We start from the raw sequence: 22,285 nt of genomic DNA on the forward strand, positions 1-22,285 counted from the left end.
GGTCAGGCCTCGCGGCTGGGACGTCAGGGGGAGCTGGGAGAGCAGGGACCGTGATCCGGAAGACTTCGTGTATCAGAGCCGCACGAGGTCTTCCAGATCATGCGAAACACCGACCGCCAGCAGTCGCCGCGCCGGGGATGCGGCCACCGTGCGGCGTTTCGGCCGCTGTCAGATTCAGCGCTCGTCGTCCAGCGCTCAAACGAACTGCCTGGCGATTCGGCCACACCGTTAGCCCCTGCGCCCGTTGCCCGGCGTCGGTTGCCCGGCGTCCGCGGTCCGGTGTCCGCGCGTGGCGTTCCTGGCCCGGCATCTGGCCCGCCCGCTGCCTGGTGTCATGTCCGGCCGGTCAGCCTCGCCAGGTGGCGGGGACGAGCGAGCGGGAGATTACGACAGGGTCTTGGCGACCTCGGCGGCGCGGGCGGCGGCGTTGGCCTTCATGTCGCGCTTGAGCTCCTGGGGCAGGGAGAACACGAGCTTCTCCTGGGCCGTGGTGATCTCGGCGACGTCGGTGAAGTCGCGGGCGGCCAGGAAGTCGAGGACCTCCATGACCAGCTCGTCGGGGACCGAGGCGCCCGAGGTGACGCCGACGGTGGTGGCGCCGGTGAGCCAGTCGTCCTGGATCTCGTGGGCGTAGTCGATGAGGTAGCCCGCGCCGGCGCCCGCGTCGACGGCGACCTCGCGGAGGCGCTGCGAGTTGGACGAGTTCTGCGAGCCGACGACCAGCACCACGTCGCAGTTGGGCGCCATGGCCTTCACGGCGTCCTGCCGGTTGGACGTGGCATAGCAGATGTCGTCGCTGGGCGGGGACATCAGCAGGGGGAGCTTGGTCTTGAGGCGGGCGACCGTCTCCAGCGTCTCGTCGACCGACAGCGTGGTCTGCGAGAGCCAGACCACCTTCGACGGGTCGCGGACAGTGACCTTGTCGACGCCGTCGGGGCCGTCGACGAGCTGGATGTGGGCGGGGGCCTCGCCGGCCGTGCCGATGACCTCTTCGTGCCCCTCGTGACCGATGAGCAGGATGTCGTAGTCCTCGGCGGCGAACCGGCGGGCCTCCTGGTGGACCTTGGTGACCAGCGGGCAGGTCGCGTCGATGGCCTTCAGCGAACGGGCGGCGGCCTGCTCGTGGACCTCGGGGGCGACGCCGTGGGCGGAGAAGACGACGATGGCGCCCTCGGGCACCTCCTCGTTCTCCTCGACGAAGATCGCGCCCTTCGCCTGCAGGGTGCCGACGACGTGCTTGTTGTGCACGATCTCCTTGCGGACATAGATCGGTGCGCCGTAGAGCTTCAGTGCCTCCTCGACCGTCTGGACCGCACGGTCGACGCCGGCACAGTAGCCGCGGGGCTTGGCGAGCAGAACGCGCTTCGAACCAGTCACCCCGCCATGGTACGTGCCCCCACCGACAACAATCCCCGCCGCAGAAACGGCAGCAGCGCCGCAAACGTCGCAAGCAGCGCGCAGGCGCCCGCCACGGCGGCCAGCGTGGCCCACGGCATGACCAGCGTCACAGGCGCCCCGATCTCCTCCTGCAGGCCCGCTCGCGACTCGAACAGGGCCGGCACGGCGACCGCCAGCCCCAGCGCGACGCCGATCGCGACCGCGAGCAGTGACTCGGCGACCACGAAGCGCGCTGCTTGGCCTGTCGTCGCTCCTGTACGGCGCAGCGTCTCCAGCTCCTGCCGCCGCCCGTACGTCGCCATGAGTACGGTGTTGGCCACGGCGAGTCCCGTGTAGCCGACGGAGATGCCGAGCAGCACGGCCAGGAACAGGTCGACCAGGTCGTTCTCGCCCGCCTCCTCCCGCTCGACGTACGCCCGGGCAGACATGGCGACGGCGCCTGGCGACGGCACGAACGCGCCGGACAGGTGCACCACCTGCGCCATCGCGGTCGGGTCGTGCTGCCGCACCAGGTCCCGCGGCAGCAGCACCGAGTCGGACGAGCCGGTCACGCGAAGCGGCACCACGACCCCGTCGGCGAACCGCAGCGGCACCACCGAGCCCACCTCCAAGCCCAGGACCGGAGGGACCGAGAAGCCCGAGAAATCGGGTTTGCCAGAGATCAGCGTTGACTCGCCCGAAGGCAGGTACGCGACAGACGGCAGCACGGAGCGCCCGGGCTGCGCGGAAACGGCCGCCTCGGACAGGCCGGGCGCACCGGCGACGGCCGCCGCCACCGACGAGGCCGGGATGGCGAGGGACCCCTCGATGTTCACCGCCTCCGAAGCGGTCTGGAACGTGCCGACCAGCAGCACCGCGAACCCCACCGCCGCGAGCACCGGCGCCGCGACCGAGGCCAGCCGGCGCGCCGACACGGCCGCCGCGCCCCGGACCAGGACGCCGGTCGCACCGCGTCCGGCCGGCGTCAGTCGTACCAGCGGAACAACGACGACAGGAGCCAGCAACGCGGCCGCGACCAGCAGGAACATCGCTGACGCCAGCACCAGGGTCGGCTTGTCCTGCGCCGAGGAGCTCGGCAGGAGCAGCGCCAGGCCGCCGCCGCCGAGGCCGCAGAGGATCCCGGCCGCCCAGCGGGAGCGGGTCATCGGCCGCCGCTCCGCCGCCGCCTCGCGCAGCGCGTCCAGCGGCGACACCCGCCCGGCCCGGCGCGCGGAGAGCCACACCCCGGCCGTCGCCACGACGAGCCCGGCCAGGACGGACCCGCCCATCGCCAACCATGACACGCCGACGGTGAACCCGGTCGGCTCCAGGCCGACGGACACGAAGGGGCCGGCCAGCAGCGGCGCGGCGAGCGCACCGAGCAGCGCGCCGGGCACCCCGGCCGCGAGCGCGACGAGGACGGTCTCGGTGAGCAGCAGCCGCCGCACCTGCCCGGGGGTGGCGCCGACGGCGCGCAGCAGGCCGAGCTCCCGCCGCCGCGACGTCACGGCGAACGCGCAGGTCGACGACACCACGAACACCGCGACGAACGCGCCGACGAACACGGTGGCGATGATCAGCTGCGCGCCGAGCCACCGGGTCCGGGTGTCCTGCTCCGGCTCCACCGCCGACCGCTCGTCGCCGGTGAGCACCGTCCCGGCCGCCCCAGGATCGAGGCGCACCGAGGCCCCGGGCTCGAAGCGGACCCCGATCACCCGTACGCCACCCGCCAGCTGCGACGCGGTGGCCTCGTCGACGTAGAAGCCCGCGCCGTCGAAGACGCCGGTGACCGTCCAGCTCGCGGGTCCGGCGGCGGTCAGGACCGGCAGCGTCGCGCCGACCGGGACGCCGGCCGATGCGGGCACCACCACCTCACCGCGCCCGGCCGGCGGTTTGCCGTCGCGGATGCTGTACCCGCCGAGCCCCGCCGACGACCAGGCGCGTCCACTGTGGACCGCGTCGCGGGGGTTGCCGGTGGGCTGCCCGTCGACGAGGCGCTGCACGTAGAAGGTCCGCAACGGCACTGCCTCGAGGACACCGGGCGTCGCTCGCAACCGCGAGAGCAGCGCTGCTGTCTCGTCCGGCGACCACGGCCGGTACACCGGAAAGCCGCCCTCGACGGGATCGAACGACGGCGAGGCCACGACCGCGTCCGTCGCCACGAGCGCGTCGGGGATCCGCGGCTGGGCGGCGGCCCACAGGGTGAGGCTGCCGGAGATGACGGCGACGCCGAGCAGCAGCGCCGCGAACGTGCCGAGGAACCCGGCCCACCTGTGCCGGACGGATGCAAGGGTCATGACAGCGCCGCCATCCGGGTCGCGATGTGCTCGGCGCCGCGCGGCTCGTGCAGGTCCTCGACGATCGTGCCGTCGGCGAGGAAGAGGACCCGGTCGGCGTACGCGGCCGCGAACGGGTCGTGGGTGACCATGACCACGGTCTGGGCGTGCCGGTCGACGGCGGCCCGCAGCAGCCGCAGCACCTCCCGGGACGCGGTCGCGTCGAGGGCCCCGGTCGGCTCGTCGGCGAACACCACGACCGGCCTGGTGGCGAGGGCCCGGGCGATCGCGACCCGCTGCTGCTGCCCGCCGGACAGCTCACCCGGCCGGTGCGTCGCCCGGTCGGCGAGCCCGACCTCGGCGAGCATCGCGTCGACCTGGCCCGGCGCGGCCCGGCGGCCGGCGAGGCGCAGCGGCAGCTCCACGTTCTGCGCCGCGGTCAGCGACGCGACGAGGTTGAACGCCTGGAACACGAAGCCGATCCGGTCGCGGCGCAGCCGCATGCGGGCCTTCTCCCGCAACGGTCCGAGCTCCACCCCGTCGACGAGGACGCGGCCCTCGCTGACCTGGTCGAGGCCGGCCGCGCAGTGCAGCAGCGTGGACTTGCCGGAGCCCGAGGGACCCATCACGGCGGTGAAGCTGGCCGGGGCGAACCCGACGGAGACCCGGTCGAGGGCGGTCACGGCGCGTTCGCCGGCGCCGTACCGGCGGGTGACCGCGTGCAGCTCGACGGCCTGGCGGGTTTGCAATGTCGTCGTCACGCTCCAGAGCCAACCGTTTCGCCGGCCCCGGCACAGTCGCGCTGCGGCGACACTCGAAGGTAACGCCAGCCATACCGTGCCCGGGCGGCGCCGTCGGTAGCGTCACCGGGGTGCCGGTCCGATCCGCGTTGGAGTCGCTGACGCTGCCACCCGCGAAGTTCCTGACCTCGTCGTGGCCGTGGCGGTCGCTGCTGTACCTCGGCAGCGGCGGGCTCTTCGGCGTGGTCACGGGCGCGGCACTGTTCGGCCTGCTGGCCTTCGGGGTGATCCTCACGCTGTTCGTGGTCGGCCTCGCCGGGTTCCTCGCGTTCGCGCTGTCCGGCGTCTTCGTCGCCAAGGTCGAGCGGTGGCGGCTGCGGCTCGTCGACGCCGTCGACCTGCCCGACCAGCACCGGCCCGTCGAGGAGCCGGGGCTGCGCGCGTGGGTGACGACCCGGCTGCGGGAGGGGGCCACCTGGCGCGAGCTGGGGTACACGATCGTGATCTGCGCGATCCTGGGCTGGCTCGACTCGCTCGTCGTCGCGTTCGTGGTGTGGGCGGTGCCGGCGCTGCTGTGCGGCCCGCTCTACATCGACGACACCCCGCTGGTGTGGACGCTCATGGGCAGCGTCGCCGGTCTCGCGCTCGCGGTGATCATGTTGTACCCGGTGACGGCGTGGGCGGGCGCGCGCGCCGCGATCACCCGGGCGATCCTGGCGCCCCGCGCCGAGGACGACCCGCGGCTGGTGGAGCTGACCCGGTCCAGGGCGCGGCTGATCGACGCGTTCGAGGTCGAGCGGCGGCGGATCGAGCGTGACCTGCACGACGGCGCGCAGCAGCGGCTCGTGGCGCTGAGCATGCAGCTCGGCCTGGCCCGCCTGGAGCTGCCCGACGGTTCACCCGCCGCGGATCCGGTCCGACGCGCGCACGACCTCGCGAAGGAGGCCCTCGCCGAGCTGCGGGAGCTGATCCGCGGCGTACACCCGAAGATCCTGACCGACCGTGGACTCGCCGCGGCGGTGCGCGAGGTCGCCGACCGCGCCCCGCTGTCCGTCGACGTCGACATCGCACTACCCGCCCGGCTGCCGGAGCCGGTCGAGGTGACCGCGTACTTCGTGGTCGTCGAGGCCCTCGCCAACGTCGCCAAGCACAGCGGCGCGCGGCGGGCCAGGGTGATCGCGTCGGTCGTGTTCGACCGGCTCACCGTGCAGGTCCGCGACGACGGCCGGGGCGGCGCCGACCCGGCGCGCGGCACCGGACTCGCCGGGCTCGTCGACCGGGTCGCGGCCGTCGGCGGGACCGTCGCGCTCGCCAGCCCGCACGGAGGGCCTACGGTGGTGCACGTGGAGCTTCCGTGCGGGTCGTGATCGCCGAGGACGGGATCCTCATCCGGGAGGGGATCGCCGGCCTGTTGCGGCGGTTCGGTCATGAGGTTGTCGCCGCCGTCGGTACGGCCGACGACCTCGTCGCCGCGGTCCACGCCTCGCCGCCCGACCTGGTGGTGACCGACGTCCGGATGCCGCCGGCGTTCACGGACGAGGGGCTGCAGGCGGCGATCGCGCTCCGTGCCGCCTTCGTGAACCTGCCGGTGCTGGTGCTCAGCCAGTACGTGGAGCAGACGTACGCCGCCGAGCTGCTGGACTCCGGACGGAACGGATATGTCGGGTATCTGCTGAAAGATCGCATCGGGGATGTGACGGAGTTCGTCGACGCGGTGGATCGGGTCGCGGCCGGGCACACCGTCGTCGACCCGGAGGTGGTGATGCAGCTGCTGGGCCGCCGGCGCGACCCGCTGCGGCGGCTGACCCCCCGGGAGCGTGACGTCCTGGCGCTGATGGCCGAGGGGCGCTCCAACGCGGCGATCGCCCGGACGCTCGTGGTCTCGGAGGCGGCCGTGTCGAAGCACATCAACAGCCTGCTGGCCAAGCTCGACCTTCCCCCGGACGAGGACGACCACCGCCGGGTGCGGGCGGTCCTGGCGTACCTGCGCGGCTAGGGTGTCTCAGTGACCACTGACGCTCCGTCTTCCACTTCCGACTCGCCGTGGCCGGTCCGGGTCGTCTCGCAGAAGATCGGCGCGTGGATCGGCAAGCTCGGCTGGATCTGGGTCGACGGCCAGGTCGCGCAGATCACCCGCCGGCCCGGCACCAACACCGTCTTCCTCACGCTGCGCGACCCGTCCGCGGACCTGAGCCTCACCGTCACCACCAACCGTGACGTCGTCGACCTCGGTGCGCCCGGCCTCACCGACGGCGCCCGGATCGTCGTGCACGCCAGGCCCGAGTTCTACGCGGCCCGCGGCTCGCTCAGCCTCCGCGCCGACGAGATCCGCCAGGTCGGCCTCGGCGAGCTGCTCGCCCGGCTCGAGCAGCTCAAGAAGCTCCTCGCCGCCGAAGGCCTGTTCGACCGGGCCCGCAAGCGCCGGCTGCCCTTCCTGCCGTCGAAGGTCGGCCTGATCACCGGCCGGGCCAGCGCCGCCGAACGCGACGTCCTCACCAACGCTCGCCGCCGCTGGCCGACCGTCGACTTCCGGGTCATCAACGTCGCCGTGCAGGGCACGTCGGCGGTACCGCAGATCATCGACGCCCTCGCCGTCCTCGACCGCGACGAGACCGTCGACGTCATCGTCCTCGCCCGCGGCGGCGGCTCCACCGAGGACCTGCTGCCGTTCTCCGACGAGGCCCTGTGCCGGGCCGTGTTCGCGTGCCGGACCCCGGTCGTCTCCGCCGTCGGCCACGAGACCGACGTGCCGCTGGTCGACTTCGTCGCCGACGTGCGCGCCTCCACCCCCACCGACGCGGCCAAGCGCGTCGTGCCCGACCTCGCCGACGAGTTCCGCCTGATCGGCCAGGCCAAGCAGCGCCTCGACCGGGCCATGGCCGGCCTGCTCGACCGCGAGCAGCACCGCCTCGACGCGATCCGGTCCCGCCCCGTCTTCGCCCGCCCGCTCTCGTTGGTGGAGCACCGCGCGTCGGACGTGACCCAGCTGCGCGACCGGGCCACCCGCAGCCTGGGCCACCGCCTCGACCGGGCGTCGACCGAGCTCGACCACACCCTCGCCCGCCTGCGGACCCTGTCCCCGCTGGCCACCCTGGAGCGCGGCTACGCCATCGTCCAGCGCCCGGACGGCGCCGTGGTCCGCGCGGCCGATGAGGTCGCCCCCGGCGACGAGCTCCGCGTCCGTGTCGCGTCGTCCTCCTTCACCGCCACCGTCTCCGACGCTTCGGAGGGCTGACATGTCCCAGCGGATTCAGGACTACATGCTCGCCAGCGCTTCCGCGGGCCGCGAGGTCGTGGCCGCCGGCCCCTTCACGGTGACCATCAGCCCCCACGACCCCCTCGTGTACATCAACTACGCGATCCCGTCGGCCGGCGCCGACCCGACGCCCGCGGACATCGCCGCGCTGGAGGAGGCCTTCGTCTCCCGGTCGCGGACGCCCCGCCTGGAGTACCTGCCGGGCCTCGCCCCGCTGGTCGAGCCCGCCCTGGTCGCCGCCGGCTTCACCGTCACCGACCGCCTCCCCCTGATGGAGTGCCCGCCCGGCGCCGTCGCCGACCTGCCCCTCCCGCCGGGCTTCGAGCTCGTCACCCCCGCCACCGACGACGAGCTGCGCGACATGCTCTCCGCCCAGCACGAGGCCTTCGGCGAGCCCCCGCCGACCCCCGCCCACCTCGAGAAGGCCCGCGCCTCCGGCGGCATCCGCGTGCTGGCCCGCACCCTGGACGGCGAACCCGCCGGCGGCGGCGTGGCGGTCGCGGTGAAGGACGGCATCAGCGAGGTCGCCGGCATCGCCGTCCGCCCGGCGTTCGAACGCCGCGGCATCGGCGCCGCCATCACCGCCCACCTCACCCGCGCCGCCCACACGGCGGGCGCCACCATCGTCTTCCTCACCCCCGGCGGCGACGCCCAGGAGCGCGTCTACACCCGCGTCGGCTATCGCCGCACCGACTCGGTGCTCTTCCTGACCAAGGAGTCCACGTGACCGACCTCTCGTACGAGCAGGCCAGAGCCGAACTCGCCGCCGTCGTCGAAAAGCTCGAATCCGGCGGCACCACCCTCGAGGAGTCCCTGGCCCTCTGGGAACGCGGCGAACAGCTCGCCACCATCTGCCAGCGCTGGCTGGACAACGCCCGCGCCCGCCTCACCACGGACCGCACCTGAGCTGCAACGCTGTAATCCCCCCACCGCTGTCGCGGCGGGTCCCGGCGGGGCTTCTCACCCGACCGCTGTGCTGCCGCCCCACCGCTGCGCGGCGGGTCCCGGCGGGGATTCTCACCCGCACCCCAATGCGCCGCGCTGCGGCGCACTGCCCGCGCTGAGGCGCGAGGCAGGGCAAGCGGCGCGTGCGCGCCGCATCCTGTGGCCGGTCTCCGCGGTGGCCGGGGTTGATGTCCGCAGTGATCCCGAATGGTTCTGGTAGCCCTGGCTACTGAAATCGCACGGGATCATGGGGCGCTGGTGTCGGTCGGACAGCACCTCGGGCGAGTCGCAAAGCCACCCGCGTCGGCGAGTTCAGCTTTTGTGGCACGACGGGTAGGCGGCGGGCGTAGGGCGTCGTGCGAGACGACACTACGTCACGCTGGTGCTCCGCAGACGGGTCGGCGGGGACTACCGCGTCCATTGAAACGCTCGCGCCCGCCTCACCACGGACCGCGGCTGAGCGGCTGTAACTCCCCCCGCTGTACTTTCGCCCCACCGCTGCTGCTGCGGGTGATCCCGAATGGTTGTGGTAGCCCTGGCTACCGGAACCGCACGGGATCATGAGGCAGTGGTTGCCGCTACAACCCACCGGGGTGCGCGGACAGCCAGTCGCGATGCCGGTCCCGCAAAGCATCGCGGTCGGCCGTCGACGACAGCATCACGTCCATGCCCCCGTCATACGGGTGATACAGCCACCTCAGGCCGGTGTCCGCCAGCACGACGTTGGCGATCACATCGTCAGCAACCTGCCGCAACAACGGATCCAAGCAACCCACCGACCACGGCACCTGGCTGACGTACAGATGCATCCAGCTCTGGAATCCCGGCTCGTCGTCCATGCAGACGCTCGTCCAGTACGTGGCATCCGGGTGCACAACCACGGTCTCCGGTGACCGGCAAGGCTCCCTCGGCTCGGGAGCATCGGAACAGCCCGCCGTGACGACCAGCGCCTCGGGGCCGGACACCAGCTCGGCGAGGACGACGTTGTGCCTGGCCAAGACGATCCCGTACTCGGCCTCAGTGCCGGGATAGCGCTTGGAACCCGGCAGGGTGTGGAACCGCACCCACCGCTCCCGGACACCTCGAAGTTCGTAGGGCAGCTTCGAGCAGCCCGGCCACCGCTCGTCCCACAGCGCCGACAGCGCGGCGGTGTCAACCACACCGCCGGTCATCGGCCCGCGCCGTCATCGTCGTGTCCCTTGCGTTCAGACGTCCGCACGATCGATCCACTCCACTGTCGCAAACAGGTTCGGCCGCGGTGCCACGAAGGCCGCCTCGATGAGTGCGTACTCCCGCGCGTCCTCGACGACCTGCCGCCACGGTTCGCGAAAGTCGAGCGGCTCGTCGAGCCCCTCGTGGCCGTTCCAGAACGTGCCACCGTCGATGACTGCCCAAAGCTGGAAGTACAGCACCGCCTGACCGTGATCAGCCAGATCGTTGACCACGTCCACAAGCCGGGCAGACGGCCAGGCCTGCAGGATGCTGCCGGCTGCCGTCCGTAACGACGCCGTCAACGGCGGCAGGACCTCCTGCCGCGCTCCAAGCACCGTCAGCGCGTGGCGGACAGCAACCGCCTCGGTCCAGTCCGGTCCGTCGCCGCTGACCCGTTGGCGCCGATAGGCGGCCTGCAGCATCGGTACCGCCTCCCGAACGCCGAGCTCAGCGATCGCGCGGGCCGACCACTCCCGAACCGTCTCGTGCTCGCTGCCGAGCAGGTCGATCAGCGCAGGTCCCGCGGCTGCGTCGCCGAGGTGCTCGAAGACCTCGATCGCGGACAGCTGGCCGTATCGGTCCAGCGATCCCATGGCGGATGCCAGCGGCTGAACCACTTCGTCCCCGATCGAGATCAGCGCAGCCTTCGCGTCCTCGGCGATCTCGGTCGAGTCGTCGTCCAGCAGCCCGATGAGCCGCGCGATCTCGTCCGCCACAACCGCGAAGTCTGCCGGACCCCACTCGGCACGCACCAGCGAAATCCACTGCTCACCCCTCCAGAAAGAAGCTCGCACACCATCCACCGCACCCCCCAACCGCCGGGATGCAACCGTTCCGAACAGGCGACAGAAGTGCGGGTGTCGTGTCTGCCGGCTGGCGATCGGCCGGGCGCGTCGGGGTGGGAGGTGCGGCGGTAGCGAGTTGTCGGTGAACACCGCCTGCGGGATGTCGGCCGTGATCGTTGCTGGCTGCCACTCCCGCCGACGGCGACTCGGAGGGGCGGCTCTGTCGCACCGGTGCTGCGCGGGCGGGCGCCTGGACGGCTGGGCACGAGGGCGGCGGGACGGTCGGACTCGTGGATGGTCGGGGTGGCCACGATTTCGTGGTGCGAGCGGCTGTTTCTGCCGCACCGCAACGTCGGTGCCCACCTGTACTCCAGGGCATCCCGCAACTGCAGTCTGGCGGCGGTGGTGTCGCGGGTACGCCGTAGGCGAGCCGGATCCGCGCCTGCTGGTTGGGCGGGCATGTCGGCCGGCGGATCAGGGGCCGAAAGCGGTGGTCCGGGACAACTGCCGGGGTGGTGGGAGGCAGCAGTTGTCGGTTCGAGAGGCGATCGGCAGCGGCCGCAGGGCGGGTGCCACTGGGGCCAGCTTCGCGGAGGGCGGCCAAGCGGGGACGGCCGGGCTCGGCCGCGGGTGCCCTGGCGTGCTACTGGGGCGGGTCTTCGCGGAGGGCGGCCAACAGGATCTCGTACTCCGACTCGGGGGATTGCTGAGTGCCGTGCGGTCGGGCGGGCGTCGCGTGGTCGTGGTGCCGTGGGACGAAGGGCTCCCGGGGGTCGTGGGCGGAACTCGGGCCGTTGGGCCGGGGACCGGCAGAGGTCTGCGAGAGGTCCGGCAGGTGCGAGGGGGCGGGCAGGTGTGAGGGGTGTCGCAGGTTCGAGTGGTCCGGCAATGGCGAGGGGTGCGGGAGGTCCGAAGAGGTGGGCAGATCGGAGGAGCCCGAGGAGCCCGGGGAGCCCGAGGAGCCCGAGGAGCCCGAGGAGCCCGGGGAGCCCGAGGAGCCCGGGGAGCCCGAGGAATCCGAGGGGTCGGAAGAGTCGGAGGGGTCCTGGGGTTGGAGGTGGCGGGGGGTGAGCTCGACCTGGGACGGGGCGGGCAGGGGGTCGGCGCTGATGCCGAGTTCGGCGAGGCGGCGGGCGCTGACCAGGACGCGGGCCTCCAGGGAGCCGACGGCCTTGTTGTACGAGGACACGGCGGTGCCGAGGGCGGTGCCGACCTTGGCGAAGTGGTCGCCCATGGTGGTGAGGCGGGCGTAGAGCTCGCGGCCGGTCCGGTGCACGGCCAGGGCGTTGTGGGCGAGGGACTCCTGGCGCCACGCGTAGGCGATCGTGCGCAGCAGGGCGACCAGGGTGGCCGGGGTGGCGAGGACGACGTTACGGGTGAACGCGTGCTCCAGCAGGGTCGGGTCGTGCTGGAGGGCGGCGTCGAGGAACGTGTCGGCCGGCATGAAGAGGACGACGAACTCCGGGGCGGGCTCGAAGGCCGCCCAGTAGGACTTGGCGGCGAGCGCGTCGACGTGGCCGCGGAGGTGCTTCGCGTGCTGTCGCAGGTGAGCGGTGCGGCCGGCCTCGTCGCGGGCCTCCATGGCGCTGAGATAGCCCTCGAACGGAGCCTTGGCGTCGACGACCACCTGGCGGCCGCCGTGCAGGCGGACGACGAGGTCGGGGCGGACGACGCCGCCGTCGGTCGGGGCGGTGACCTGCTCGTCGAAGTCGCAGTGCTCCAGCATGCCGGCGGCCTCGACGATGCGGCGCAGCTGGTGCTCGCCCCAGCGGCCACGGATCTGTGGTGCGCGCAGGGCGGAGACGAGCTGGCGGGTCTCGGTGCGCAGCTCGCCGGAGACGTCGTGCATGGCGCGGACCTGCTCGCGCAGCGACTCATAGGCGCCGACGCGGTCGCGCTCCAGGTCGGCGACGCGGCGCTCATAGCGCAGAAGGGCGTCGTGCAGCGGGGCGACGGCGTCGGCGACCGCGTCCTGCGTCTGGGCGCGGGCCTCATAGGTGAGGGAGCGCAGCGACGACTCGAGCCGGGCCTCGCCGTCGCGGGTCGCCTGCAGGGTGGCCTCCAGCTTCGCCACATCGACCGCGGCGCGTGACCGCGCGGCGAACCAGCCGAGCGCGGCGCCGACGGCGAGCCCGATGACGATCAGCACGAGTTCCACGGCTACCAGCATGCCCGAGGGGTACGACAGAAAATGGGTACCGTCGAAGTCATGGGAACGTGGATCGTCCTCGTCGTCCTGCTGGTGGCCGCGGCGGTCGCGATCGCCGCATTCGTCGCCGCGGGCAATCGGAAGAAGGCGGACGCCCGTGAGGACGCCCTTCGCTGGTACGAGCGGCTCGGCGGCCAGGTCATGAACCTGTCCGGCGACACTCCCGCGGTGCGGCAGGCGCTCGTCGACGCGGGCGAGCGCTACACCGCCGCCGGCGCGCAGCTGGAGCGTTCGACGTCGGTCCGCCAGTACGAGCTGGCCCGCGAAACCGCCCTCGAAGGCCTCGCGTACGTGCGGGCGGCCCGGGTCGCGCTCGGCATCGACCCCGGACCGGACCTGCCGCCGCTCGCGGGCGCCCGCGCTGGGCAGCTCACCAAGGAGCGCGAGGTCGACGTGCAGGGGCACCGGTTCCGGGCCGGTCCGCACCCGGGCGACGCCACGCCGTACTACTACCCGGGCGGGCAGGTGGCGGGCCGCGGTGTGCCGGCCGGCTGGTATTCCGAGCCGTGGTGGAAGACGGCCCTGGTCGCGGGCGCGTGGGGGGTCGGGTCGCTGCTGGTGTTCGACGCGCTGTTCAGCCCGGCGTGGGGCGACTCAGGCTATGACGCGGGCTTCGACGCCGGCTTCGACCAGGGCTACGACGCCGGCACCGACGCCGCCGACCCGGGCCAAGACACCGATCAAGGCTACGACGGCGGAGACGCGAGCGACTTCGGAGATGGTGACTTCGGGGGCGGCGACTTCGGAGGGGACTTCTTCTGATGCCCCGGCGTCGGCGTCAGTACCGGCTTCCCTGAGCCCCTCGCGAAGCCCGCTCCGCGAGCGCCAGATCCGACGCCGCCGCCCGCGCGAACGGGCTGCTCGCCCCCAGCAGCTGCGCGTACACGGACTGCGCCGCCCGGTACTCGGTCACGGCCTCGTCCAGCCGCCCCAGGTCGTGCAGAACACTGGCGAGCCGGTGCCGCGAGACGGCGGTGTCGAGGTGGACCGGCCCCAGCAGGTGCAGCCGGCTGCCCAGCACGGCCCGGTGCTCCGCCTCCGCCTCCTGCAGCCGCCCCGCGTGGTGCAGCGCGGAGGCGAGCAGGCTGCGCGACATGAGCGTGTCGCGGTGCTCCGGCCCGAGCAGCCGCGCCCGCGCCCGCATGACCGTGCTGTGCTCGTCGATCGCCCGGTCGAGCTCGCCCATGTCCTGGTACACCTTGGCGAGGTTGCTCCGGCTGATCAGCGTCTCCTGGTGGTTGCTGCCCAGGACACGGGTGCGCGCCTCCAGGACCCGCTGGTGCTCGCCCTCGGAGCGGGTCAGGTCACCGAGCTGGTGGTAGATCGTCGCGAGGTGGCTGCGGCTGGTCAGCGTGTCGGGGTGGTCCTCGCCGAGGATGCGCATCCGCGCGGTCAGGACCTCGTCGCACTCCACCAGCGCCTCGGCGAGGCGGTCCAGGTCGCGCAGCACGGTCGCGTGCTGGTCGCGGGCGGTGAGCGTGTCGGGGTGGTCCCAGCCGAGGGCGTGCGCGCGGGCGTCGACGATCTCCCCGTACGCCTCCTTCGCCTCCTGCAGCTGGCCACGCCAGTGCAGGTCGGTCGCCCGCTGCCAGGTCGCGGAGTCGTCGTAGACGCGCGGCGCGGGGGAGGGCCGCCGCCGCGGCTCCGGGTTGGGCCATTCGGCCCGGTCCGGCTCAGGGGAAGCCGCGGAGTGCGCCGAGGCGGGGGAGTGCTGCGCCGGGATCGACGGCCCGAAGACCGGCGCCGCCGTGCCGAACGTGGGCGCCGGCGGCTGCATCACCGGCGGCCGCGGAGGAGCGGGCGGGGGCGCGGGCGTCCGCGTGGGGATGCGCGCCGCCTGCTGCGGCTCGAAGATCCCGTCGTCCACGTACGGATCGGGCTCGGGCTCGAACGAGTCGGGCGAGAACCGCTCGGGCACGAACCTGTCCGCGGGGGGCGAGGACAGCGTGGGCTGCTGCACCACCTCGGGCACCTCGATCGGCGACTCGAGGCCGCGCCGGCGCAGCTCCCGCTTGAGCGAGACGATCGCGTCGGAGATGCCGTCGCTGTGGTCGCCGAGGCGCCACGCGACCGCCATGACGGGCCGGTCCAGCGCGATGCTCAGCTGCCGGACCGAGCTCAGGATCGAGTCGTCGGGCGAGGCGTTGACGATCACGAGCGCCGCCTGGAACGCGGCCGTCTGCCCGACCAGCAGCGCCTGGTACGTGGTCTGCATGCGGGCGATGGAGAACCCGGTGCCGGCCCGGATGTCGACGATGATGTGCGACTCGGACATGGCGATCGGCCCGAGGAAGTAGCCGAAGACGGGCTGCAGCTTCTGCCCCTCGCGCCCGGCCGCCTCGTAGAGCGCCGCGTTGGCGCCCTCGTGATAGGCGATCGCCTGCGGGGCGTGACCGCGGATGAGCTGGACGAAGCGGTCGTACGCCCCCTCGGCGTCGCCTTCGAGCTGGGCCTTGCCGGCGGAGGCGACCCGCTCTTCACGGTCCGCGGAGCGGACCACGATCGTGCCGCCGGACAGCCCCGCGAGCCCGACCAGGACGCCGGCCGCCACGAGGGCGGCGGCGCCGGCGGTGCTGCGGAACTGCATCGTGGTGAGCACGCCCAGCGCGACCAAGGCAAGCCCGACGAGCACGACGGTGAATCGGGTCTGGCTACTCCATCGTCCGCCAGTCATCGGCCCTCTTCTAAGCGATCTACGCCCGCAGCAATGGAAAAGATCCGCAGCGTGACGAGAATCCTCCCACGAACGAACCAGTCCACGGTAGATCGCGTACGTGAACCCCGCCATTCATGCAGTTGAGAAGACAAAACTGTCAATTAGGCGACAGAAGCCTCGTGATCGAGCAGCCAGCGCTTGACCGGCAGCCCCCAGCGGAACCCGCCCAGGGTCCCGTCGGTGCGCAGCACCCGGTGGCACGGCACGAAGAGGGCGGCGGCGTTGCGGGCGCAGGCCTGCGCGGCGGCCCGGATCGCCGGCGGCCGGCCGGAGAGCACCGCGAACTCCCGATAGGTCACCGGAGCGCCGGCCGGCACCGTCCGCAGGACGTCCCACGCATGGGTGAGGAACGCGCCGCCGGAGCGCTGGCGCACCACGACGTCGTCGATCGCGTGCACGTCACCGTCCAGGTAGGACTGTGCGGCCTTGCCGGCGAGACCCACGTCGCCGACCTGCCGCAGCGCGGCGACGTCGACGAACAGCGCCAGGTCCGCCGGCGAGGACGTGAACCCGCTCGCCACCACCGCGCCGTCGTCGTCCACGACGATCGTCAGCGGGCCGGCGGGTGACGAAAGCACCGAATAGCTGTTCATTGAATCCTCCAGAGTCGGATGACGGCGTAGGAACGCCACGGCCGCCAGCGCTCGGCGTGCGCGGCCAGGGATCGGGGGTCGTCGGGCAGTCCGAGGGCCCGCGCGCCGCGCAGCACCCCCAGGTCGGTGGGCAGGAACGCGTCAGGGTCGCCGAGGGCGCGCATCGCGACGTACTGGGCCGTCCAGTCGCCGATGCCGGGCACCTCCTTGAGCCGGGCGACGGTCTCCGAGCGGTCGCCGTCCCCGTCCAGGCTCAGGCCGTCCAGCACCGCGGACGCCAGCGTCCGCAGCGTGCGCCGCCGCGCGGCCGGCATGGCGAACGCGGAGTCCGGCAGCTCCAGCAGGGACGAGGGGGTCGAGAAGGCCAGCCGGCGCAGCACGGTCCGGGCCGCCGCCACCGAGATCTGCTGCCCGACGATCGCGCGGACGGCGATCTCGAACCCGTCGACGGCGCGGGGCACCCGTACCCCCGCCTCCTTCGACACCAGAGGCGCCAGCAGCGGATCGTCGCCCAGCACGGCGTCCACGGCCGCGGGGTCGGCGTCGAGGTCGAAGAGGCGGCGGCAGCGCGCCACCGCGGGGGCCAGGTCGCGCAGGTCCGTGAGGCGCAGGGTGGCCGCGACGTGCCCGTCCTCGGGGCGCAGGTCCGCGGTGCCGGTGCCGTGCGGCAGGCGGAGGTTTCGCCGGTACGAGTCGCCGACGCGCTCGTCGATGCCCTCGATGGCCCGGTCACCGAGGAACGACAGCAGCGCCTCGGCGTGCAGCGGCGCCCGGAACGGCAGCCGTACGGACACCACACCCGGATCGAGCGTTGGCTGCGTCCGCCGCACGCGCAGGTCCGACGGCGTGCGGCCGTAGATCTCGCGGACGGTGTCGTTGAACTGCCGCACGCTGCCGAACCCGGCCGCGAACGCGATCTCCGCCAGCCCGAGCCGGGTCGTCTCGATCAGCACCCGCGCCGTCTGCGCCCGCTGCGCCCTGGCGAGGGCGAGGGGGCCGGCCCCGACCTCCGCGGTCAGCATCCTGTGCAGGTGCCGTTCGGTGTACCCGAGGCGCCCCGCCAGGCCCGGGACCCCGTCCCGGTCGACGACCCCGTCGGCGATCAGGCGCATCGCCCGGCCGACCACGTCGCCGCGCACGTCCCACTCGGGGGAGCCGGGCGCCGCGTCCGGCCGGCAGCGCAGGCACGCCCGGAACCCCTCCCGCTGCGCCGCCGCGGCCGTCGGCAGGAAGCGCACGTTCTCCGCCTTCGGCGTGATCGCCGGGCAGGACGGCCGGCAATAGATCTTCGTCGACTTCACCGCGGTCACGAAGACCCCGTCGAACCGCGCGTCGCGGCTGATCGCCGCCCTGCGACAGGTGTCGAAGTCCAGTTCCATACCACCCATCCTCCTCGCAGGTCCGGTCGCTGGCTGGCGGGATTCGGACCTGGGTGTCCAGATCCCCGGACGGGGTGTCAGGTTCCGGACCGGCCACTGGCACGTTTGCGGGATTCACCCGCCCCGCGGGTTGATTAAGTTGATCCCGTCAACGAGCGACCGACGGCCCCCCAGCCGAGATGGAGATAGCACCATGAGCGACTACGAGACCGACCCGGCCACCGGCGAGATCGGCGAGGCGGGCGACGGCTACGGCGAGCCGGAGATCATCACGCTCGAAGGGCAGGACGGCGCCACGATCTACGCCGTCGACGTGGACCACGACGGCGACGCCGAGGCGGCCGGGTACGACAAGGACAACGACGGCCAGCTCGAGCAGATCGCGCTCGACACCGACGGCGACGGCTCGCTCGAGACCCGGATGGTCGACCTCAACGGCGACGGCACGTTCGACGCGGTGCTCACCGACACCGACGGCGACGGCCGCATCGACGTCGCGGCGCTGGACGCCAACGGCGACGGCCTCGTCGACCGCGTGGTCGCGGACACCGACGGCGACGGCGTCATCGACACCGACGTCCGGGACGAGAACTTCGACGGCGTCGCCGACTCCGTCTCCCAGGACACCGACGCCGACGGCGACAGCGACGTGACGGTCACCGACACCGACGGCGACGGCACGTTCGAGACCGTCCGCTACGACGACCCCAGCACCAACCCCCTGGCCCAGGCCTGACTCGAAGCGCGCCGGGGTCCGGACGGCGGGAACCTCAGCCGGACCCCCTGCGCGACAGCCACATCGCGCCGAAGTCGACCAGCGCCCGCTGCCGCATCAGCCGGGCCGTCCCGGACCCGACCGGCCCCACCCGCTCCTCGCCGGTGATCGTGGCGAAGTCCTTGCCGAGCGGCTCGAACAGCGACGTGTCGTCGGCCAGCTCCTGGTACTCGACCCAGCGCCGCTCGCCGTCCACCAGGACCGGCGACCCCTGCCTGAGCCGTCGCGCCGAGGCGGGCGCCGCGCGGTACTCCGAAAGGTGCAGCGACGTGTTGTTGTCGTGCCCGACGCCCAGCAGCAGCACCCACGCGTCCGCCTCGTAGAGCCGCGCGAGCGGCGAGCCCTCGCCGAGACCGTCGTCGAGCGTGTGCCCGGCGGTGATCCGTTCGGCGTCCGGGCCGAGCGCGGCGAACGACACCGTCGGATGGTCGCTGCGCCGTACACCTGGGAAATGCCGGAAACACTCGGGCACGGCCCCCATGAAGTTGGTCGGGGTGACGCGCGGGTCGAAGGCCGGTGTCTCCGCCCTGATCACCGCCCACCAGGACTGGGGCACCGGCGGGTTGCCCCAGTCGGCCGGCTCGGTCAGCTGCCGCGAGTGCGTCGGCATGACCAGCGTGCCGGCCGGCCCGATCGCCTGCAGCAGCGCCGTCACGACCGCCTGCGCGCCGCCGGCGACCCAGCCGAGCCGCGACAGCGACGTGTGGACGATGACGGTCGCGCCCGCCGGCAGCCCGAGGGTGGCCAGCTGCGCGACCATTCCCCGCACGGTCCCCGGCACGGCCGCCCTGGCGATGGCGTCCTTCTCCACGTAGAGCCATCCTACTGAGTGAATACTGTTCGGCATGGTCGAGTGGGTGCTGTCCGGGTTCGGTGACGAGATCGACGACGACCCACGCGTGCAGCTGGCGGTGCTGCGGGCGCTCGGCGCGTCGCACGTGGAGGTCCGCAGCGCCTGGGGCGTCAACGTGGCCGACTTCGACGACGAGCTGACCGCGCGCCTCACCGCCGCGCTCACGGCCGCCGGGGTGGCGGTGTCGGCGGTCGCGTCACCCATCGGCAAGACCGACGTCTTCGGCGATCCGGACGTCGAGCTGGCTCGGCTGCGGGCCGTCATCGCGCTCACCCGGCGGCTGCGGAGCCGGTACGTGCGGCTCTTCTCCTTCTACCGGCCGCCGGGGGTCGCCGTGGAGGCGACGCGCGACACCGTGCTGCGCCGCCTGCGGGCCTTCGCCGACCTCGCCGAGCGCGAGCAGGTCGTGCTCCTGCACGAGAACGAGAAGGACGTCTACGGCGACGTGCCGGCCCGCGTGCTGGACCTGATCGAGTCGGTCGGCTCGCCGGCGCTGCGGGTGGCCTGGGACAACGCCAACTTCGTGCAGGTCGGCGTCCGCCCGTTCAGCGACGGTTACGCCATGTTGCGGCCGCATCTGGAGTACCTGCAGGTCAAGGACGCCCGGTTCGCCGACGGCGCGGTGGTGCCCGCCGGCGAGGGCGACGGCGAGCTGCTCCAGACGGTGACGGCGCTGCGCGACGACGGCTGGACCGGCTTCGCGTCGCTCGAACCGCACCTCGCCGACGGCCCTGACGCGGCGAAGACCGGCCCCGCGGGGTTCGGCCGGGCGGCCCGCGCCTTCGCCGCCCTCACGACAGGCGCGGGGATCACGCTGCGGTAGCCCCCGGGGGAGCCGGCGGATACGACGAGTTGCCGACTGCGGTTCCGCAAGCGCGTTGCTACCGTCCGTGGTCATGCGCTTGGCGACGTACAACGTGGAGAACCTCTTCGCCCGGGCCCGGGCGCTCGACCCGGCCGACCCGGCGAAGGGCCAGCCGGCGCTGTCGGCGTACGAGACGTTCAACCGGATCGCCGCCCACCCCGTCTACTCCGACGAGGACAAGGCCGCGATGCTCGACGCCCTGGAGACGCTGCGGGTCTTCGTGCGCACCCGCGCCGGGCGGCGGGCCAACCCCGACCTGTTCGGCGACGCGTTCGCGGTGCTGCGGGAGAACCGCGGGGACTTCCTCGCCGCGCCCGCCGACGCCGAGCCGCGCATCGTCGCCACCGGCCGGTCGTCCTGGAACGGCTGGGTCGACCTCATCGTCGACCCCGTCGACGAGGTCGCCACCCGGATGACCGCCCGGGTCGTCGCCGACGTGGCCGCCGACGTGCTCTGCGTCGTGGAGGCCGAGAGCCGCCCCTCGCTGGTGAAGTTCAACGACGAGCTGCTCGGCGGCCGGTACGGCCACGCCATGCTCGTCGACGGCAACGACCCCCGCGGCATCGACGTCGGCCTGTTCTGCGCAGCCGGCATCGGGATCGACTGGGTCCGCAGCCATGTCGACGTCCCTGACCCCGCGTCGGACCGGCGCTTGTTCAGCCGTGATTGTCCGGTGTACCGGCTGCTCCTGCCGTCCGGTGCGGAGCTGTACATGGTGCTCAACCATCTGAAGAGCCAGTCCTTCACCAGCGGCGACCCGGATCCGCTGCGGACCCGCCAGGCGACCGAGGTCCGGGCCGTCTACGACCGGCTCCGGGCCGGGGGCGCTTCGTTCGTGGCGGTCGTCGGCGACTTCAACAAGCGCCCCGACCACCCCTCGCTGCGCCCCCTGCTCGGCCCGGACTCGCCGCTGGTCGACGCCTACTCGCTGCCGGCCTTCTCGCAGCTGTTCGACCCGCTCGACCGCGACCGGGAGCGGCCCGGCAGCTTCCAGTCGTGCACGATCGGCAACCGCCTGGACTACATCCTGCTGTCACCCGAGCTCGCGGCGCGGGTCACCGACGGCGGGGTCTTCCGGCGCGGCCTGTGGGGCACGCCGTCCAACGCCAGACGGCCGCGGCTGTGGGACACGTACCCCGAGATCACCAGCGCCCGGCACGCCGCGTCCGACCACGGTGCGGTCTGGGTCGAGGTTGACCTGTAGCTTTTACGCGTGGCACTCAGCATCGGGATCGTCGGCCTGCCCAACGTCGGCAAGAGCACCCTGTTCAACGCGCTCACGAAGGGCGACGCGCTCGCCGCGAACTATCCGTTCGCGACCATCGAGCCCAACGTCGGCGTCGTCGGCCTCCCCGACGCCCGGCTCGGCAAGCTCGCGGAGCTGCACGGCTCGCAGAAGATCATCCCGGCGCCGGTCTCGTTCGTCGACATCGCGGGCCTCGTCCGCGGCGCCTCGAAGGGCCAGGGCCGCGGCAACGCGTTCCTCGCCAACATCCGCGACGCCTCCGCGATCTGCCAGGTGGTGCGCGCCTTCGCCGACCCCAACGTGGTCCACGTCGACGGCAAGGTCTCCCCGTCCGACGACATCGAGACGATCAACACCGAGCTGATCCTCGCCGACCTCCAGACGATCGAGAAGGCCCTGCCGCGCCTGGAGAAGGAGGCGAAGGTCCAGAAGCAGCGCGCCGGGGCCGCCGCCGCCGCGAAGGCCGCCGCCGAGCTGCTCAACGGCGGCACCACCCTCTACGCGGGCGCCGCCAAGGCCGGCATCGACGTCGCGGAGCTGCAGGAGCTGCACCTGCTCACCGCCAAGCCCTTCCTGTACGTCTTCAACGTCGACGAGGCCGGCCTCGCCGACCCCGCCTTCCTGGACGAGCTGCGCGCCCTGGTCGCCCCCGCCGAGGCCATCTTCCTCGACGCGAAGATCGAGTCGGAGCTCACCGACCTGGACGAAGACGAGGCGCTGGAGCTCCTGGCGTCGATCGGCCAGCCGGAGCCCGGCCTGCACCAGCTCATCCGGGTCGGCTTCCGCACCCTCGGCCTGCAGACCTACCTCACCGCCGGCCCCAAGGAAACCCGCGCCTGGACCATCCCGATCGGCGCCACCGCCCCCGAGGCCGCCGGCGTCATCCACTCCGACTTCCAGCGCGGCTTCATCAAGGCCGAGGTGGTCAGCTTCGACGACCTGATGGCCGCCGGCTCGCAGAACGCGGCCAAGGCCGCCGGCAAGGTCCGCATCGAGGGCAAGGACTACGTCATGCAGGACGGCGACGTCGTCGAGTTCCGCTTCAACGTCTAGGAGCG

At 72.8% G+C, this 22,285-nt stretch carries 19 protein-coding genes and 1 pseudogene; 10 read left to right on the plus strand and 10 right to left on the minus strand.

What is annotated here, in order from left to right; genetic code table 11:
* Window positions 1-384: 384 nt before the first annotated feature.
* The 3 genes from ACFY3L_RS06105 to ACFY3L_RS06115 are packed head-to-tail and all read right to left on the minus strand — an operon-like array spanning window position 385 to window position 4,414.
* Entirely contained in the window at window positions 385-1,410 is a 1,026-nt protein-coding gene (locus ACFY3L_RS06105; RefSeq protein ID WP_389321053.1) for a 4-hydroxy-3-methylbut-2-enyl diphosphate reductase, read from the minus strand.
* Window positions 1,374-3,674 (minus strand): FtsX-like permease family protein, encoded by a 2,301-nt coding sequence (locus ACFY3L_RS06110; RefSeq protein ID WP_389319262.1) that lies wholly within the window; start codon window positions 3,672-3,674, stop codon window positions 1,374-1,376. The genes ACFY3L_RS06105 and ACFY3L_RS06110 overlap by 37 nt, the downstream gene beginning before the upstream one ends.
* Entirely contained in the window at window positions 3,671-4,414 is a 744-nt protein-coding gene (locus ACFY3L_RS06115; RefSeq protein ID WP_389319264.1) for an ABC transporter ATP-binding protein, read from the minus strand. Before ACFY3L_RS06115 ends, ACFY3L_RS06110 begins: the two co-directional genes overlap by 4 nt.
* 110 nt (window positions 4,415-4,524) lie before the next feature.
* Between ACFY3L_RS06115 and ACFY3L_RS06120 the strand changes: the two genes are divergently transcribed.
* From ACFY3L_RS06120 to ACFY3L_RS06140, 5 genes are read left to right on the plus strand one after another with little or no spacing between them, the layout of a single operon-like run.
* On the plus strand, window positions 4,525-5,760 hold the full coding sequence (locus ACFY3L_RS06120; protein WP_389319266.1) for a sensor histidine kinase: 1,236 nt from the start codon (window positions 4,525-4,527) through the stop codon (window positions 5,758-5,760).
* A complete protein-coding gene (locus ACFY3L_RS06125) occupies window positions 5,748-6,389 on the plus strand; it encodes a response regulator (RefSeq protein ID WP_389319268.1) in 642 nt (213 codons plus the stop codon). The genes ACFY3L_RS06120 and ACFY3L_RS06125 overlap by 13 nt, the downstream gene beginning before the upstream one ends.
* A 9-nt stretch (window positions 6,390-6,398) precedes the next feature.
* A complete protein-coding gene (xseA, locus tag ACFY3L_RS06130) occupies window positions 6,399-7,628 on the plus strand; it encodes an exodeoxyribonuclease VII large subunit (protein ID WP_389319270.1) in 1,230 nt (409 codons plus the stop codon).
* Between the two features lies 1 nt (window position 7,629).
* Entirely contained in the window at window positions 7,630-8,376 is a 747-nt protein-coding gene (locus tag ACFY3L_RS06135) for a GNAT family N-acetyltransferase (RefSeq protein WP_389319272.1), read from the plus strand.
* Entirely contained in the window at window positions 8,373-8,555 is a 183-nt protein-coding gene (locus ACFY3L_RS06140; protein ID WP_389319274.1) for an exodeoxyribonuclease VII small subunit, read from the plus strand. The genes ACFY3L_RS06135 and ACFY3L_RS06140 overlap by 4 nt, the downstream gene beginning before the upstream one ends.
* A gap of 617 nt (window positions 8,556-9,172) precedes the next feature.
* On the opposite strand, the gene ACFY3L_RS06145 is transcribed toward ACFY3L_RS06140, so the two are convergent.
* From ACFY3L_RS06145 to ACFY3L_RS06155, 3 genes and pseudogenes are all read right to left on the minus strand, one after another.
* Window positions 9,173-9,766, minus strand: coding sequence for a hypothetical protein (locus tag ACFY3L_RS06145; RefSeq protein WP_389319276.1), 594 nt, complete (start codon window positions 9,764-9,766; stop codon window positions 9,173-9,175).
* Between the two features lie 33 nt (window positions 9,767-9,799).
* Window positions 9,800-10,522, minus strand: a complete 723-nt coding sequence (locus ACFY3L_RS06150; RefSeq protein WP_389319277.1) for a HEAT repeat domain-containing protein — start codon at window positions 10,520-10,522, stop codon at window positions 9,800-9,802.
* A gap of 1,093 nt (window positions 10,523-11,615) precedes the next feature.
* A pseudogene (locus ACFY3L_RS06155) lies at window positions 11,616-12,761 on the minus strand (DNA recombination protein RmuC); the annotation flags it as partial.
* Window positions 12,762-12,800: 39 nt separating this feature from the next.
* Here ACFY3L_RS06155 and ACFY3L_RS06160 point away from each other — a divergent pair.
* Window positions 12,801-13,562: a hypothetical protein gene (locus ACFY3L_RS06160; RefSeq protein ID WP_389319279.1), complete on the plus strand. Its 762-nt coding sequence runs from the start codon at window positions 12,801-12,803 to the stop codon at window positions 13,560-13,562.
* A gap of 16 nt (window positions 13,563-13,578) precedes the next feature.
* Here the strand turns inward: ACFY3L_RS06160 and ACFY3L_RS06165 are convergent, their stop codons facing one another.
* The 3 genes from ACFY3L_RS06165 to ACFY3L_RS06175 all read right to left on the minus strand — a co-directional run bounded on the left by ACFY3L_RS06165 (window position 13,579) and on the right by ACFY3L_RS06175 (window position 17,488).
* Complete coding sequence (locus ACFY3L_RS06165) at window positions 13,579-15,474, minus strand: tetratricopeptide repeat protein (protein ID WP_389319280.1); 1,896 nt, start codon at window positions 15,472-15,474, stop codon at window positions 13,579-13,581.
* A 143-nt stretch (window positions 15,475-15,617) separates the two neighbouring features.
* Window positions 15,618-16,109, minus strand: a complete 492-nt coding sequence (locus ACFY3L_RS06170) for a methylated-DNA--[protein]-cysteine S-methyltransferase (RefSeq protein WP_389319282.1) — start codon at window positions 16,107-16,109, stop codon at window positions 15,618-15,620.
* Complete coding sequence (locus ACFY3L_RS06175; RefSeq protein ID WP_389319284.1) at window positions 16,106-17,488, minus strand: DNA-3-methyladenine glycosylase 2 family protein; 1,383 nt, start codon at window positions 17,486-17,488, stop codon at window positions 16,106-16,108. The genes ACFY3L_RS06170 and ACFY3L_RS06175 overlap by 4 nt, the downstream gene beginning before the upstream one ends.
* Before the next feature lie 193 nt (window positions 17,489-17,681).
* Here ACFY3L_RS06175 and ACFY3L_RS06180 point away from each other — a divergent pair, with 193 nt between their 5' ends.
* The gene (locus ACFY3L_RS06180; RefSeq protein WP_389319286.1) at window positions 17,682-18,224 is read left to right on the plus strand and encodes a hypothetical protein; all 543 of its coding nucleotides are present in this window, start codon (window positions 17,682-17,684) and stop codon (window positions 18,222-18,224) included.
* A 34-nt stretch (window positions 18,225-18,258) separates the two neighbouring features.
* On the opposite strand, the gene ACFY3L_RS06185 is transcribed toward ACFY3L_RS06180, so the two are convergent.
* Window positions 18,259-19,074: an aminoglycoside N(3)-acetyltransferase gene (locus ACFY3L_RS06185; protein ID WP_389319287.1), complete on the minus strand. Its 816-nt coding sequence runs from the start codon at window positions 19,072-19,074 to the stop codon at window positions 18,259-18,261.
* Window positions 19,075-19,108: 34 nt separating this feature from the next.
* Between ACFY3L_RS06185 and ACFY3L_RS06190 the strand changes: the two genes are divergently transcribed.
* The 3 genes from ACFY3L_RS06190 (at window position 19,109) to ychF (ending at window position 22,280) form a co-directional block, all read left to right on the plus strand.
* Window positions 19,109-19,939, plus strand: coding sequence for a sugar phosphate isomerase/epimerase family protein (locus tag ACFY3L_RS06190; RefSeq protein ID WP_389319289.1), 831 nt, complete (start codon window positions 19,109-19,111; stop codon window positions 19,937-19,939).
* Window positions 19,940-20,012: 73 nt separating this feature from the next.
* Entirely contained in the window at window positions 20,013-21,185 is a 1,173-nt protein-coding gene (locus tag ACFY3L_RS06195) for an endonuclease/exonuclease/phosphatase family protein (RefSeq protein ID WP_389319291.1), read from the plus strand.
* A 9-nt stretch (window positions 21,186-21,194) separates the two neighbouring features.
* Window positions 21,195-22,280, plus strand: a complete 1,086-nt coding sequence (ychF, locus tag ACFY3L_RS06200; protein WP_389319293.1) for a redox-regulated ATPase YchF — start codon at window positions 21,195-21,197, stop codon at window positions 22,278-22,280.
* The last annotated feature ends 5 nt before the right edge of the window (window positions 22,281-22,285 follow it).

It is taken from the genome of Dactylosporangium sp. NPDC000521 (genome assembly GCF_042898305.1).
Taxonomy (GTDB): Bacteria; Actinomycetota; Actinomycetes; order Mycobacteriales; family Micromonosporaceae; genus Dactylosporangium.

Coding starts and splice junctions, on each gene's coding strand:
- ACFY3L_RS06165 (WP_389319280.1), bottom strand. CDS start 15,474: ATGACTGGCGGACGATGGAGTAGCCAGACCCGATTCACCGTCGTGCTC.
- ACFY3L_RS06195 (WP_389319291.1), top strand. CDS start 20,013: ATGCGCTTGGCGACGTACAACGTGGAGAACCTCTTCGCCCGGGCCCGG.
- ACFY3L_RS06110 (WP_389319262.1), bottom strand. CDS start 3,674: ATGACCCTTGCATCCGTCCGGCACAGGTGGGCCGGGTTCCTCGGCACG.
- ACFY3L_RS06180 (WP_389319286.1), top strand. CDS start 17,682: ATGAGCGACTACGAGACCGACCCGGCCACCGGCGAGATCGGCGAGGCG.
- ACFY3L_RS06160 (WP_389319279.1), top strand. CDS start 12,801: ATGGGAACGTGGATCGTCCTCGTCGTCCTGCTGGTGGCCGCGGCGGTC.
- ACFY3L_RS06175 (WP_389319284.1), bottom strand. CDS start 17,488: ATGGAACTGGACTTCGACACCTGTCGCAGGGCGGCGATCAGCCGCGAC.
- ACFY3L_RS06170 (WP_389319282.1), bottom strand. CDS start 16,109: ATGAACAGCTATTCGGTGCTTTCGTCACCCGCCGGCCCGCTGACGATC.
- ACFY3L_RS06190 (WP_389319289.1), top strand. CDS start 19,109: ATGGTCGAGTGGGTGCTGTCCGGGTTCGGTGACGAGATCGACGACGAC.
- ACFY3L_RS06145 (WP_389319276.1), bottom strand. CDS start 9,766: ATGACCGGCGGTGTGGTTGACACCGCCGCGCTGTCGGCGCTGTGGGAC.
- ACFY3L_RS06135 (WP_389319272.1), top strand. CDS start 7,630: ATGTCCCAGCGGATTCAGGACTACATGCTCGCCAGCGCTTCCGCGGGC.